The following is a 13,802-nucleotide window of genomic DNA, read 5'->3' as shown; positions in this document are numbered from 1 at the left end:
GCCCTACGCGTCTAGTCTGGCTGAATGTCGTACTGTTCCAGTTTGTCCCACACGGCGCTGATAATCAGGGCCATAACAGCAGCGAGGCGGGCCTTGGCGTGGTCGTCCGGCGGGGTGGCCTGACCGCGCAGGTTGGCGGCCTGCACCGCAAGGCGCTGGCAGAACAGTTCCGGGCAGCGAACCTGCTGTTCCTGCGCGAGCAGGGGCATGTATTCAGCAAAGGGGCCGTCCACAAAGGCGTTGAGGGCAGCGTTGACCGCTTTTTCGTCCCCGCCGTCAAAATCATTGCTGGCGGCTGCCAGCAGATTGCCCGTCTGGCGCAGATAGGCCAAAAATACGGTATTGGGCGCATGATGCATGATGGCGGCAGTAACCACCGCATGCACAAAGGCCCGCCACTCCGCGCAGAACATATCCGCACCGGGGCCTGACAGATATTCATCCGGCATCTGCGCGCCGCTGGCCATATTGATGATGTCGGCAGTCTTGCTGTTGAGCTGAAACAGAATACAGGCTGCTTCCACACCCTGAGCCGCGCTGAGCAGTTTTTTGGACATCAGGCCTCATCCTCCAGCGGGTTTTGCGCGCAGGCTGCCTGCGCCTCGGCATAGGCGGTATAACCCGCAGCGCGCAGACGGCAGGCCGGGCAGTCGCCGCAGCCATAACCCCAGGGGTAACGCTGCCCGCGCTGGCCCATGTAGCAGGTGTGGCTTTCTTCCACAATCAGGTTGACCAGCGCATCGCCGCCAAGGCTGCGGGCCAGCATCCAGGCGTCTTTTTTGCTGCGCCACATGAGCGGCGTGTGTAGCGTAAAACTGGCGTCCATGCCGCTGTTTATGGCAACCTGCATGGACTTGATGCTGTCGTCCCGGCAGTCGGGATAGCCGGAGTAATCGCTCTGGCAGACGCCCAGCACCATGTGGCGGATTTCCTTGGCGTAAGCCCATGCAGCGGCGTGCAGAATAAATATGAGGTTACGGCCAGGTACAAAGGTGTTGGGCAGGCCGTTTGCGCCGTGTTCTTCAATGGGCGCGTCAGAGGTCAGGGCCGTATCTGCCAGCTGGCGGAAAATATCTAGACCAAGCAGGGTGTCCGGCCCCAGGCGTTGCGCCCACTGCGGATTGAGGGCGGCAATGCCCTCGCGTACACGTTTGCGGCAGGCAAGCTCCACAGAGTGACGCTGGCCGTAGTCAAAGCCCAGCGTCAGCACCTGTTTGAATCGGCTGAGCGCCCAAGCGAGGCAAGTGGCGGAATCCTGCCCGCCGGAAAATATGACAAGAGCCTGTTGCTCAAGCAGGGGAGAAGTGGTGTTCATTTTACTTGCGGCCAGAAGTTGCAGGGACGCGCCGGGGCGTAGCCAGCCATAAAGGCATCCATGAGCGTGCCGAAAAACACGCGGTTGCGGGGCTTTATGTGCTGTACTTCAGCGCAGTCAGTAGGGAAAAAGCGCATGGATTCGCGGTTGCCAAGATAGGTTTTTTTGGCGGCGGGCAGGGTGAGCACTTGCGCCCACATGCCGCGCCGGGCGGTAATGGCCTCGTGCTGGAGCTTGCGCAGCCTTTCCTGAAAATGGGGATTGAGGTCGTTGTGCGGGTACACAAAGGCCGCGCCGTTGCGAACCATCGTGTCGGACAGGGAATGCCCGTCAGGCAGGATAACATCGGCCACCACGCGTCCGTAATGATCCTTGCCCTTGGCATCCACGGCCACAAGGCGCACATCCTTGCCCTGAGCCAGCTTGGTAAGCTGGTCAAAGGCTTCGCGGGCGTAGTACTGGGGTTTATGCTTGCCCCGGTCCATTTCAGGGGCGTCAATGCCTGCAAGGCGTACGGTGCGCCTGTCCGTGAGCTTTAACGTGTCGCCGTCAAAACATTTGGCGACCTTGCCCTGTGGATTGGGCAGGGATTCTGCCGCAGGCGCAGCGCCAGCAGCACTTGTCAGTGCCAGCAGGCACAGAAGAATAAGCGCAAAGGCTTGCGCTATAGTATGATTTTTGCCGCCCGAAAAATGGGGCCAGCGGAAAAGCTGTTGCATGTGGCTCAGCATGGGTGCGGTGCTCGTCCGTTGCTGTCAGAGTGGCGTAAGGGTCAATGGGATAATGACCGTGCAAGCCCGGCAGGTCAACCCGCCGGGCTTGCGCAATGAATCAGTTTTCGTAGTAGGAACGCAGGGGCTGGCTGCGAACGGGGTGGCGGAGCTTGCGCAGGGCCTTGGCCTCGATCTGCCGGATGCGTTCGCGGGTGACATTGAAGAGCTTGCCCACTTCTTCAAGGGTGTGGTCGCTCTTTTCTGCAATGCCAAAGCGCTTGCGCAGCACCTGTTCTTCACGCGGGGTAAGGTCGGCCAGCACGGCGGCCAGCTGTTCGGACAGCTTGGTATTGATGACTTCTTCAGCCGGTGCAACGGCCTTTTTGTCTTCAATAAAGTCGCCGAGGCTCGAATCTTCTTCATCGCCAATGGGCGTCTCAAGCGAAATGGGCTCCTTGGCGATCTTGAGCACTTTTTTGACCTTTTCCACCGGGTATTCCATACGCTCGGCGATTTCCTCGGGCGTGGGGTCGCGGCCCAGTTCCTGCACAAGGTAACGCGAGGTGCGGATAAGCTTGTTGATGGTTTCGATCATGTGCACGGGAATACGGATGGTGCGTGCCTGATCCGCGATGGCGCGGGTAATGGCCTGACGGATCCACCACGTGGCGTAGGTCGAAAACTTGTAACCGCGTTGGTATTCAAACTTGTCCACGGCCTTCATCAGGCCGATGTTGCCTTCCTGAATAAGGTCAAGGAACTGGAGGCCACGGTTGGTGTACTTTTTGGCAATGGAAACAACCAGGCGCAGGTTGGAGCGAATCAGCTCCTGCTTGGCGCGCATGGCGGCGGTGTTGCCGCGCTTGATGCGCCACAGCACTTCTTCAAGATCAGTGACGTTATGGCAGCACTTTTCCTGGAGGCGGCTGAGAATTTCGATCTTGCCGATGATCATTTCCTTGAACGAAAACAGCTCGTCCACGCTCAGCTTGAGGTCGCGGGCCGCATCGTTGGGGTTGACCTCGCGCTTTTCAAGGCCGTCAAACATGGCCTGAATTTCCGCCTGGGTGCGCCCGGTGGAAAGAATGTAGGCCGACAGGTCGCGCTGGCAGTTGTGCATCTGGCGCACGTAGTCCTCGACCGTTTCAATGATGCGGTCAATGAGCGTCTTTTCCAGTTTGATGTCGCGCAGGCGGGTGACGATTTCATCCTTGAAGCTGATGATTTCTTTCTGCACGGCGGTAACGCGGCGATCCATGCAGGCGCATGCGTCCAGCTTTTTGTAAATCTTGCGTTTTTTCTTGAAGGTCTGCTTGATTTCGTCCAGCAGCAGAATAACGCGGGTGCGCTGGTTCATTTCGTCTTCGCTGGGGTCGTCTTCTTCAATGGTTTTGACCACGTCCTTCAGTTTGACGCGGTTCTGGCGCAGGTCTTCGCCCACATTGATGAGTTCTTCAACGGCCACAGGCACTTCAACCAGGGCGTAGAGCACGTCCTGTTCACCCATTTCGATCTTTTTGGCGATGACAACTTCGCCATCGCGGTCGAGCAGGGGCACTGCGCCCATTTCGCGCAGGTACATGCGCACGGGGTCGGTGCTGCGCGAGGAATAGTCCGCTGTGTCCTCGTCTTCAGTCAGATCCAGCGAACCTTCGGTAATATCTTCGTCAGTCTCGGTGGCGGCGGCGGAAATCTTTTTTCCGTCCTTTTCCGAATCCACAATGACGATTTCGAGCTGTTCAAAGATGCCGATGATTTCCTCAAATTGCTCCGGCGTGCTCATTTCAACAGGCAGAGCCTTGTTGACCTCTTCAAAGGTCAGAAAGCCCGCGCCCTTGCCTTTGGCAATAAGGGATTGTATCTGCTGGATATCTTTAAGATTGCTCATGCCCTTTCTCCAAGGTTTCCTTAAGTGCGCGAAGATAATCCAAATCAGCTTCAAAGTCACCTATGCCTGTATTGGCCCGCATGGCAGCGGACAGGGAGGAGGCCTGAGCTGAGGCGTAGTATTGATCTAGCGACTGTCGCAATAATTCGAGTTCTTTTTCGCCGCTGTCGCATGGCGCGGCTTCCGGGCCGCGACATTTGCACCAGAAGTTTTTTTCCCGTTCGTCAAGCTGATGGAACACTTCTTCCGGGCCGTGGGTTTCAATCTTGTCCCACAGCCTCCGGGCGATTTCAGACCTCAAGGCAAGGTCTGCCCCCATTTCCTGCATATCGCGCAGTCGGTGGGGATACCGCACGGCAAACATCATTATTTCGCGGTCGCGTATGTTCTGGCGCGTCCGCGAGGCGGAGACCCCCTGTGGCTGGCCGTCTTTGCGTTGCCCCCGCGCCCCGGCAATGCCCTCGCGCAGGTCGGCTTCCGAAAGCTGCAAATGAGCCGCCAGCCGTGAAATGTAGGGGCTGATCAGCTCTGGAATATCCAGTTGGCGCAAAAAATTGCGCGCCCATTCCACTGTTTCGCGCGGGGCCAGGGCCTTGAGCACGTCCACGCAAAAGCGCAGACCATCCGGGGCCTGTGCCTGCAAGGCCTCAAAGGCCTCGGGGCCAGCTCCGCGCAGCAAACTGTCTATGTCTTCACCTTCGGGCATGATCACCACATTGCACGAAAGGCCGCGCGTGAGCAGCATTTCGCACGAGCGCAAGGCTGCCTTGCGTCCGGCGCGGTCGCCGTCAAACAGCAGGGTCATTTGCGATGCAAAGCCCGAAAGGCGTTTTATCTGTTCTGGCGTCAGAGCCGTGCCAAGCACGCCAACGGCATTGTCGTAGCCGAACTGGTGCAGGGTGAGCACGTCCATGTAGCCTTCTGTCAACATGGCTCGGCCTTTGGTCACAATGCCGCGCCGCGCCTGCGCCAGCCCGTAAAGGTGCTCACCCTTCTTGTAGAGGGGCGTGTCGGCGCTGTTGATATACTTGGCTTCTTCCTCATCGGCGATAATGCGCCCGCCAAAGGCGATTATCTGGTTGGAAAGACTCTTGATGGGAAAAATGAGCCGCCCGCGAAACCTGTCGTAGGGACGCCCGCTGCTTGCCTGCCCCACAAGGCCGGCCTCTGCGGCCATGCGCATATCAAAGCCCGCACGGCGCAGGGCATCAGCCAGCGACTGCCATTCGCGCCTGGCCCAGCCAAGACCAAAGCGCTGCACTATCTCATCGCTCAAACCGCGTTTTTCTATATACCGCCTGCATTCTTCCGCCTCGGGACTTTGCAGGGCCGAGGCAAAATGGCCTGCCGCGAGCTCGTACATGCGCAGCATCTGCTGCCGCGCAGAGCGCTGCTTGCGTTCCTGCCCGTCCCGCTGGGGATCGCGCGGGCCTCGGTCAATGGTAATGCCAGCTTCCGCAGCCAGCTGTTCGAGCGTTTCCTTAAACTCCAGCCCGTTGATGCGGCTGTAAAAATCAAAAATATCGCCTGAGGCGTGGCAGCCGAAACAGTAAAAAAGCCCCTGATCTTCGTTGACGGAAAAGGACGGCTTGGTTTCCTGATGGAATGGGCAGGGTGCCACCCAGCGCGGCCCGTTGCGCTTGAGCTCAACATAGCGGCGCACCACGTCAACGATATTCAGGCGCTCTTTAATGGCGCGGATTGCGTCCTTGGACTGCATGGGTCACACGCCCGTAATTAGCGAAAGGTTACTATGGTCATGCCATCGCCGCCCCGGTCTTCCGGCGCAAGGGCAAACTGCCCCACAGCGGGGAAACTCCGCAAAAAATCATGTACCTGGCGGCGCAGTGCGCCCGTTCCCCTGCCGTGTACCACTTCCACCTCTGAAAATCCTGCCAGCAAGGCCTTGTCCATAAAGCGTTCCAGCTCTGCCAGCGCCACATCCGCGCGCATGCCGCGCATATCAAGGCGCAGGGATGCTGCCTCGTCACTGGCGGATGTGCGGCCCACAACGCCCCTGAGGGAGCTTTTGGCCGGGCTTTGCGCTGTCTGACCTGGCACACGCAGGGCCTTCATTTCGGCCCAGAGGTTCACGCCGTTCATTTCCAGCCGCACCCGCCCGCGCCGTTCGTCCACATCGGTGATGACGCCGCGCTTGTTGAATACGGTGTGCAACACTTCCTGCCCGGCCGCAAATGTCTGGGGCTGGGGCAGCACGGACGCGCCATCCGCAGTTTCATCCTGCGCGGGAGCCAGCGAGGCCCGCAGACGCGACATTTCCTTGAGCGCCTGCTTGTGGGTGGCGCGGCCTTCCTTCCATGCGCGCATGAGGTCACCAGCCTGGGCGCGAACCTCATCGTGCAGGCGGAGGCGCTCCTTCTCAAGTTTTTCGCGCAGATCCTGCGTCTGGCGGCGGGTTTTATCCTGCTCGCGCTTGAGTTCCGCCAGTTCTTCCTCCCGCTTTGCGGCCAGATCGTTGAGCCTGCCAAGCAGGGCCGTGGCGTCTTGCCCGTCCTGCAAAAGGTAATGCTCCGCCCTGCGCACAATGCTTTCGGCAAGGCCGTGTTCGCGCGCCACATCCAGTGCCTGACTGGCCCCGACCTGATCGTAAGCAAGCCGGAACAAAGGCTTTTTGCTTTGGGGATCAAAGAGCATGGAGGCCGCCCGTGCGCCTTCGCGCGTGAGGGCATAGCTTTTGAGCGCGGGGAAATGCGTTGCCGACAGAACAAAGGTATGTTTGTCCAGCAATTCGTCAAGTACGGCCTGCGCAAGGGCAGCGCCTTGGGCCGGGTCGGTGCCTGCGCCAAATTCGTCAAGCAGCACAAGGCTGCTGGCGTCCAGGTGCTTCCAGGCCTTGGCGAGGTGCTCGATCTGGGCGGTGAAGGTAGAAACATTGTCCGCAAGGCTCTGCTCGTCGCCGATAAAGGCATCCAGCCTGCTGAACCAGGGCAGGTGCGAACCCGCGCCCACAGGCACGGGCAGGCCGCTCAGGGTCATGGCCGCAATGAGGCCAAGCGTCTTGAGGCATACGGTTTTGCCGCCCGCATTGCCGCCGGTGATGACCAGGGCGCGCTCGCCGGGGCGCAGCACGATATCCAGAGGTCGCACCTTGCTGTGGGCAGCGGCGGCGGCCTTGGAGCCGTCCTTGCCTGATTCTGCCACGCGGTTGAGCATGAGCAGGGGGTGGCGGGCATCAAGAAGCTGAATGCCCTCCGCCACAGGGGTGAGGGGCAGCGGGCGGCCGTCAAAGAGGGCGGCAAGCCTGCGCTTGGCCTGCAAAACATCAAGTTGGGCCAGCAGTTCAAGGGCTGCGCGCGCACCGGGCAGCTCCGCTTCAAGCAGGCTGCGCAAATAGACCAGAACCTTGCGTTCTTCTTCGCGTTCTTCGCGCTTCAGTTCCTGAAGGCGGTTGTTGATCTCCACCAGAAACATGGGCTCAAAGTAGCAGGTCTCGCCCGTTTGCGACCAGTCGTGGATGATGCCCTGCATGCGGCCCTTGAAGTTGGCCTTGAGGGGCAGCACGTAACGGTCGGACGAGAGGGTCATGAACTCGTCTTGCAGGTATGCCAGCATGTTGTACTGCTGGGCAAAGTCCTTGACCTTGCGCATGCAGCTTTGGTGCAGGCGGCGCAGTTCGCCGCGCAGGCGGTACAGCTCGGGCGAGCTTTCATCACGCAGCAGGCCGTCGTCAGAAATACAGCGCAAAAGGGCCGCAGTGAGCTGAACCGGCAGAGGAGAGCCATCGGCCATGGCCATAAGATGCGGCCAGCGGGTGGCGGCTTCTGGCTGGGCAATGGAAGCGTGGGCGTCCCTGGCAAGGCGCAGCACCTCGCGTAACGCCCAGAAAGCATCTACATCGGGCTGAAAGGCGTGGGCGCGGCTGGTGGCCGCAGCGCGCAGCATGCCGCTGACATCGGGGAAGGAACAGACGCAGAAAACAGCGCCGCCTGCGGCTGGGCGGCTGGCCCAGTCGGCGGCTTCCTCATAGATGCGCGCGGCAAGCGTTACAGCCTCTGCATCTTCAAGGGGGGCAATGGCCCTGGCGCGTTCCCGACCAACGCCGGAAAGGCACAATTCCGAAAGGTGGTCTGCAATGCGGTGAAATTCAAGGGCGTTGAGCGTGCGGGCGTGAATCATGCGTGAACTGCCTTAAAGCATTGGGTTTGCGCGCAAAAAACGGCGCTTGCCCGTGGTGCGGAAAAAAATCGTGAGCCGTTGGGCAGTCTGCCCTTGCGCAGCAGCAAAATTACCCGGCAAACGCAGCTGTAGCTGCGGAGCTTTCGGGCAGTCGCCCAAGGGGCGGAAGTGAGCTGCTCAAGGCTGTTTGCTCCAAAACGAGGCGACTCCCGCAAGATTGCATGCCAACTCAAAACGGGACACTGAAACGGGGGTTTTCCCCAGGTGGAATGCGCCTGAAGCTACGGCTGGAGGCGTTTTTTGACGGCTTCCGAAAGAGCCTTGCCGTCTACACGGCCTTTGTGGCCCGCCATGATGGCAGAAATGACCTTGCCCATATCCTTGGGGGAAGTTGCGCCCACTTCGGCCACGGTGGCGTCAATAAGGGCTGCAAGTTCTTCTGGCGAAAGAGGCTTGGGCAGGTATTCCTTGAGAATGACAAGCTCCGCCGCTTCTTTGTCGGCCAGATCGGTGCGGCCTGCTGCCGTGAACTGGTCGATGGAATCCTGCCGCTGCTTGCCTTCCTTGATGATGATATCAAGCATTTCTTCGTCGGCAAGGCTGCCGCCGGGGCGCTTGAGTTCCACCAGGCGATTCTTCACCGCCGTCTTGAGAAGGCGCAGCACGGTAAGGCGCACACTGTCCTTGGCTTTGTAGGCTTTGATATAGTCAACGTCGATCTGCTCAAAAAGCGTGGTGGTGACAGTCATGGCGGTGGTGGGGTGGAGGGTGGAGAAAAGCAGAAAACGCGGGAAGCCCGAGGGGCCTCCCGCATAACTGGCCGAATGAACGGAGCGATGGCTTTGCATCGCGCGGCCTGCCGTTTACCGGGCAATGCCCTGCAAAGCGGCGCAAGGCATTGTTGCCTAGGCCATGTTCATCTTCCTGATCTTTTTCATCAGCCGCTTCCGGGCGGCGGCCTTCTTCTTTTTACGCATAACGCTGGGCTTTTCGTAGTGCTGGCGCTTCTTCATTTCAGAAAGAACGCCCGCCTTTTCTACCTGCTTCTTAAAGCGGCGCAGTGCGATATCGAAGTTATAGTCGTCGTCGTTAAGAAAAACTCCGGGCAAGAAAATCACCCCCTTCGGCGGTGGGGCACGGCTCTAGACCATGGCCCGCAAAATATGAACTGCTCTTTTAGCCCGCACTTTAGAAAAAGGCAAGCCTCAAGTGCGGGAAAATGAATATTTTCCGCAAAAGGTGGCAGCTTTTCAAATTGCTGATTCCCAGCGGCAAGGCAAAGAGGTATCTTGCAGGGGGCACCGGGTGCACCGTTGGCGAAGCGCTTCTCTGCCTTGCGCTGGGCAAAAGCAGTCGACAACAGCCTTGCGGCTGCTGGCGCAAATCAAAAGCCGCTATGCCAGGGCATAACGGCTCAAGCTTAATTCAGGGAGTCCTTGAGCATTTTGCCGGGACGGAATTTGAGAATTTTGCAGGCGGGAATGGTCAGCGTATCGCCGGTGCGCGGGTTGCGCCCCTGACGAGCTTTGCGGGTTTCTACCGCAAAGGTGCCAAAACCCGTAAGGGTCAGTTTGGACTCTTTTACAAGAGCGTCTTCCACAGAAGCAAGAAAAGCATTGAGGGCACGCTCGGCGGCAGCCTTGGTCAGGTTTGCCTTGGCGGCGATTTTTTCAACCAGATCAGCTTTAGTCATCAGCACATCCTCCTGAAAATTCCCCGGCTTGAGTTGTTCTGCCAGCAAGCTCAGGCGGCAAAAGCCGCCAAGCGTTACGTTCTAAAAGACAGTGCGTAAACTCAAAACTTTTTATGCATTATTGTCAAGCTGCTCGGCCCAAAAAGCGGCAAGAGCCTGAAAATCTTTATTGGCGAGGGCTTCCGGGCGCAAGCTTGGGTCGATGCCTGTCTTTTCCAGCGCGGCTTCAAGCCCCGGCTGACCGCTGCGTCTGAAAACGCCGCCAAGCTGTTTGCGGCGCTGCTGGAAGCACACGCGCAAGAGGCGAGACAGAATCTCGGGGTGAGCTGGCCTGCGCTCTGGCGGCAGAGGATCAAAAGAGAGCACGGCAGAATCCACCTTGGGCGGCGGGCTGAAGGCCCCCGGCCCCACAATAAATTCCATGCGCGGGCGGGCGTAGCTTTGCACCCAGACCGAAAGCGCGCCGTAGTGATTGGTATTGGGCTGTGCAGCCAACCTCTGGCCCACCTCTTTTTGCACCATAAAGGCCGCGCGCTGCCAGCCCGTTGCGCGCGAAACAATGTCCCATATGAGGGGCGAAGCCACGTTGTAGGGCAGGTTGCCTATGACCTTCCACGGTTTATCGGGCGTGATGCGCCGCCAATCAAAACGCAGGGCATCTGTCAGCACCGCCTGGGTGCGGGCCTCGCCAAGGCGCTGGCGCTCAGCCGCCCAGTGGCGGTCTTTTTCAAGCAGCAGCAGGCGGGCGTGGGGCTGTTCCTCAATGGCGCGGGTCAGCGCGCCTGGGCCTGGGCCGATCTCAAGCACCATATCTTCGGGCTTGGGCAGCAGCAGCGTGGCAATACGGCGGCAGATGTCTTCGCGCTTCAAAAAGTGCTGGCCGAGGCTTTTTTTTGCGCGGGGCTGGCCGTGTGTAGATTCTTGGTGCTGCATGGTTCCTCAGGGCAGGTCAAAGCGGTCAAAGGTCATTACCAGCCCGGCGCGGCCCTGTGTGGCCGAGCGCAGGGCGGTGGAAAAGCCGAACAGGCGGCGCAGGGGGGCGGTGCCACGCAGGGTTTTGCGCCCGCCGTGGTCTTCCATGTCCTCAACCTTGCCGCCGCAGGTGGTGAACAATGTGATGGACGCGCCGAGGAAGTCTTCCGGCACGGTAATTTCCACGCGCATCACAGGCTCAAGTACCACGGGAGTTGCCGCCGCCAGCGCCTCGCGCAGGGCTTGCCCGGCGGCCATGCGGCAACCGGGAACCGTTGTCAGGCCTTCCTGCCTGCCCACTGCGGTAAGAGTCACTGCCACATCTTCAATGGGGTAGCCTGTCAGATCACCGCATTGCAGGGCATCGCGCACACCTTCAAGGGCAGCGTCCAGATAGACCCTGGGCAGAATTTTGCGGGCTTCGGCGGCATCCTGCGGTAAAAAGTCGCCCACTTCAACCACGTTGCCCGTGCCTCGGGTGCGCGGCGCAACGCGTAGGGCCGCAGAGCCCTGATGGCGCTCCTTGCCCATTTCGCGGTCAAAAACAGAAGCCGCCTCGGCCTCCTTGCGCACGGTTTCGCGCAGCACAACCTGCGGATTGCCCGCGCGGGGGCTGATGCCGTATTCGCGCTGCATGCGCTCCAGCAGAACGTCCAGATGCAGCTCGCCCATGCCGGAAACCATGCGGGAGCCTGTGTCGTCATCCAGCCGCGCCAGCAGGGTGGGGTCTTCTTCCGTATAGCGCGCCAGCGCTTCGTCCAGAATCTTGCCTTCGTCCGCATTGCGGGGTTCCAGCGCAAGGGTGATGACGGGCGCGTAGGCATCTATGCTTTCCAGCGCAAGCTGCCGCTCCCGGGCAGTATAGGTTTCGCCCGTATGCCCGCGCAGGCCCACCACGACCACGATTTCGCCCGCTTCGGCGCTTTCCACCTGTTCCCGCCTGTCGGCATGGGGGCGGTAGATGCGGCCCAGGCGGTCATCCTTGCCGCTGGCGGTATTGCGCAGGCTTTCGCCCTCGCGGATGCGGCCCGCGTACATGCGTACAAAGGCCAGCTTGCGGCCATTTTCCATGAGCACTTTAAAAACCAGCGCCGCAGCAGGGGCATCGGGCGTTGCTTCCACAATGATTTCCCGACCATCGGCATCATGCCCCACCGGGGCCGGGACATCGGCGGGCGAGGGCAGCAGGGCGCACACGGCATCAAGTACGGGCTGTACACCCATGTTGCGCAGGGCAGAGCCGCAGAAAACGGGTGTGAGCGTGCGGGCCAGCGTGGCGCGCCGCAGGGCCGCGTTGATGTCGGCCAGGGTGAAGGTGCCTTCAAGATAGGGTTCCACAAAGGCATCGTCGGCTTCGCCAAGCTTTTCCAGCAGAATTTCGCGCCAGGGGGCGGCGATGGCGGCTTCTTCTTTGGTGAAGGGCGCGCGGTGCATGGTCTGGCCCTGATCCGCCGGATCAAACGTCAGGCTTTGCTCGTTCACAAGGTCAAGCACGGCGCGGAAATCCTCGCCCTGCCCAAGGGGGATGGTCACGGCAACGGCGTTGGTTTGCAGGCGCTGGCGCATGGCCTCGAGTACGGCCTCAAAATCCGCGCCCAGCCGGTCTATCTTGTTGATAAAGGCGATCTTGGGAACGTTGAAATCTTCCGACTGCCGCCACACGGTTTCCGACTGCGGCTCAACCCCGCCCACGGCGCAGAACACGCCCACGGCCCCGTCCAGCACGCGCAGGGCGCGCTCCACCTCAATGGTAAAGTCCACATGACCGGGCGTGTCGATGAGGTTGATGGTATTTTCGCCCCACTGGCAGGTGGTGCAGGCAGACATGATGGTGATGCCGCGTTCCTGCTCCTCCGGCATGTAGTCCATGGTGGCCGAGCCGTTGTGCACCTCGCCCATGCGGTGGATTTTGCGGCTGTAGAACAGCATGCGCTCGGAAAGCGTGGTCTTGCCCGCGTCGATATGGGCAATAATGCCTATGTTGCGGATATGCTTGATGCTGGGCATGGCTTTGCTCCCAAGGAGAGGTGTTTCTGAATGATTACGGCTTTTTCAGGCGCAGGGCAAGGCTGGCCGCCGCAGCTTCCCCATGCTGTGCGGGGAGGCTGGGCAGCCAGCTTGCAAAGAGCCTTTTTGCGAAGAATCAATTGAGGGCGGCTGATGAACTGTGCGCCGCGCAAATGTTGCATAGAGCTGGATTACAGCAGCCCGAATGCCTGCCGCTGCACGCGGAAGAAATCGGGCGTGAGGCCGGGGTGCAGCCAGAAGCCCTCGCAGCCTGGCGTGAGCGCGGGCGCGCCACTATAGGGGAATGGCCCGGTGCGGCGCTCGCGGCAATGCCCAAGGGCTGCCACGGGTGCAAGGTAGGTGGCGTCAGGGGTGAGGCGCAAGGAGGTGTCGAGCGCAGTTTCCAGAGCCTCGGCCTGCGCAAAGGCCAGCGCTTCAAGGTCAAAGGCTTCGGGCTTGGGCAGGCACAGGATGGGCGAACGCCGTTCCTCGTAGCAGGGCAGTTCCAGCGCCCGTGCGGCTCCGGCCACGCCGTCAAGCTCGCCCCTGTGCAGCAGCACCAGCCGCCCCGGCCCTGGCTGGGTTTCTTCCAGCAGGGTGCAGAGGTTTGCGCTGTCCATGACAAAAATATCTTCCACGCCTGCCAGCTCCAACGTGACCAGAGCATTCCTGCCGGGCGCGCCGCCCACGCACACGGCCCCCACAAGGGGCACGCCGCCAAGCAGGGCGGGCATGCAGGCTGCGGCAAGACGGGCCGCAGCGGCGTATGCGGGCGTAAAGGCAACGACCGCCCAGGGCGCGGGGTGCGCGATGGAACGCCGCCAGAAGCCCAGATGCGCGTTGCGCACCTCATTACGCTGGCTGGTGGTGGACTCGCCAAAGTGCATGTGGGCCAGAGCCAGCCCTGTCTTGACAGCGGCGCGCAGGGGAGCAGGCGTGGCCTCATAGGCCGCTGCGGCGAGGTCGTCGTCCAGCCGCGCGTCTTCGGCCCACTGGGGCCAGCTCACGGCTGAGGGGGCTTCCGCCCCCATATCTTGTCGGTTTTCGATATCAAAAATGGACATGGCGTTCGGCTCC

The 13,802-nt window shown here is 60.5% G+C and carries 12 protein-coding genes; all 12 read right to left on the bottom strand.

Translation table 11 applies throughout. The features are described 5' to 3' along the window. Positions 1-11: 11 nt before the first annotated feature. Positions 12-557: a serine/threonine protein kinase gene (locus JMF94_RS07395; RefSeq protein WP_240824502.1), complete on the bottom strand. Its 546-nt coding sequence runs from the start codon at positions 555-557 to the stop codon at positions 12-14. Beyond that, positions 557-1,315 carry a 7-cyano-7-deazaguanine synthase QueC gene (gene queC, locus JMF94_RS07390; protein WP_240824501.1) on the bottom strand — a complete coding sequence of 253 codons (759 nt, stop codon included), beginning with the start codon at positions 1,313-1,315 and terminating at the stop codon, positions 557-559. The genes JMF94_RS07395 and queC overlap by 1 nt, the downstream gene beginning before the upstream one ends. Beyond that, positions 1,312-2,034: a thermonuclease family protein gene (locus tag JMF94_RS07385; protein WP_240824500.1), complete on the bottom strand. Its 723-nt coding sequence runs from the start codon at positions 2,032-2,034 to the stop codon at positions 1,312-1,314. Before JMF94_RS07385 ends, queC begins: the two co-directional genes overlap by 4 nt. Positions 2,035-2,146: 112 nt before the next feature. Further along, entirely contained in the window at positions 2,147-3,916 is a 1,770-nt protein-coding gene (gene rpoD / locus JMF94_RS07380) for an RNA polymerase sigma factor RpoD (protein WP_022659301.1), read from the bottom strand. Next, on the bottom strand, positions 3,903-5,636 hold the full coding sequence (gene dnaG / locus JMF94_RS07375; RefSeq protein WP_240824499.1) for a DNA primase: 1,734 nt from the start codon (positions 5,634-5,636) through the stop codon (positions 3,903-3,905). Before dnaG ends, rpoD begins: the two co-directional genes overlap by 14 nt. Before the next feature lie 17 nt (positions 5,637-5,653). Continuing rightward, on the bottom strand, positions 5,654-8,053 hold the full coding sequence (locus JMF94_RS07370) for a Smr/MutS family protein (protein ID WP_240824498.1): 2,400 nt from the start codon (positions 8,051-8,053) through the stop codon (positions 5,654-5,656). 281 nt (positions 8,054-8,334) lie between these two features. Further along, positions 8,335-8,802 carry a GatB/YqeY domain-containing protein gene (locus JMF94_RS07365; protein WP_240824581.1) on the bottom strand — a complete coding sequence of 156 codons (468 nt, stop codon included), beginning with the start codon at positions 8,800-8,802 and terminating at the stop codon, positions 8,335-8,337. A 156-nt stretch (positions 8,803-8,958) separates the two neighbouring features. Next, complete coding sequence (rpsU, locus tag JMF94_RS07360) at positions 8,959-9,162, bottom strand: 30S ribosomal protein S21 (protein WP_183718206.1); 204 nt, start codon at positions 9,160-9,162, stop codon at positions 8,959-8,961. Positions 9,163-9,473: 311 nt separating this feature from the next. Then, entirely contained in the window at positions 9,474-9,746 is a 273-nt protein-coding gene (locus tag JMF94_RS07355) for an HU family DNA-binding protein (RefSeq protein WP_022659306.1), read from the bottom strand. A gap of 111 nt (positions 9,747-9,857) precedes the next feature. Beyond that, positions 9,858-10,679 (bottom strand): 16S rRNA (adenine(1518)-N(6)/adenine(1519)-N(6))-dimethyltransferase RsmA, encoded by an 822-nt coding sequence (gene rsmA, locus JMF94_RS07350; RefSeq protein WP_240824497.1) that lies wholly within the window; start codon positions 10,677-10,679, stop codon positions 9,858-9,860. Between the two features lie 6 nt (positions 10,680-10,685). Then, positions 10,686-12,725 carry an elongation factor G gene (gene fusA / locus JMF94_RS07345; protein ID WP_240824496.1) on the bottom strand — a complete coding sequence of 680 codons (2,040 nt, stop codon included), beginning with the start codon at positions 12,723-12,725 and terminating at the stop codon, positions 10,686-10,688. Between the two features lie 191 nt (positions 12,726-12,916). Next, positions 12,917-13,789, bottom strand: coding sequence for a hypothetical protein (locus JMF94_RS07340; RefSeq protein WP_240824495.1), 873 nt, complete (start codon positions 13,787-13,789; stop codon positions 12,917-12,919). Positions 13,790-13,802: the final 13 nt, after the last annotated feature.

Source organism: Desulfovibrio sp. UIB00, assembly GCF_022508225.1.
Classification (GTDB): Bacteria; Desulfobacterota; Desulfovibrionia; order Desulfovibrionales; family Desulfovibrionaceae; genus Desulfovibrio.
Note: the sequence above shows the minus strand (reverse complement) of the source record. Positions and strands in the feature narration are given on the sequence as shown.

What these genes read in the sequence shown, in the direction of transcription:
- JMF94_RS07395 (WP_240824502.1), bottom strand. Translation starts at nt 557, where the DNA reads ATGTCCAAAAAACTGCTCAGCGCGGCTCAGGGTGTGGAAGCAGCCTGT.
- queC (WP_240824501.1), bottom strand. Translation starts at nt 1,315, where the DNA reads ATGAACACCACTTCTCCCCTGCTTGAGCAACAGGCTCTTGTCATATTT.
- JMF94_RS07385 (WP_240824500.1), bottom strand. Translation starts at nt 2,034, where the DNA reads ATGCAACAGCTTTTCCGCTGGCCCCATTTTTCGGGCGGCAAAAATCAT.
- rpoD (WP_022659301.1), bottom strand. Translation starts at nt 3,916, where the DNA reads ATGAGCAATCTTAAAGATATCCAGCAGATACAATCCCTTATTGCCAAA.
- dnaG (WP_240824499.1), bottom strand. Translation starts at nt 5,636, where the DNA reads ATGCAGTCCAAGGACGCAATCCGCGCCATTAAAGAGCGCCTGAATATC.
- JMF94_RS07370 (WP_240824498.1), bottom strand. Translation starts at nt 8,053, where the DNA reads ATGATTCACGCCCGCACGCTCAACGCCCTTGAATTTCACCGCATTGCA.
- JMF94_RS07365 (WP_240824581.1), bottom strand. Translation starts at nt 8,802, where the DNA reads ATGACTGTCACCACCACGCTTTTTGAGCAGATCGACGTTGACTATATC.
- JMF94_RS07355 (WP_022659306.1), bottom strand. Translation starts at nt 9,746, where the DNA reads ATGACTAAAGCTGATCTGGTTGAAAAAATCGCCGCCAAGGCAAACCTG.
- rsmA (WP_240824497.1), bottom strand. Translation starts at nt 10,679, where the DNA reads ATGCAGCACCAAGAATCTACACACGGCCAGCCCCGCGCAAAAAAAAGC.
- fusA (WP_240824496.1), bottom strand. Translation starts at nt 12,725, where the DNA reads ATGCCCAGCATCAAGCATATCCGCAACATAGGCATTATTGCCCATATC.
- JMF94_RS07340 (WP_240824495.1), bottom strand. Translation starts at nt 13,789, where the DNA reads ATGTCCATTTTTGATATCGAAAACCGACAAGATATGGGGGCGGAAGCC.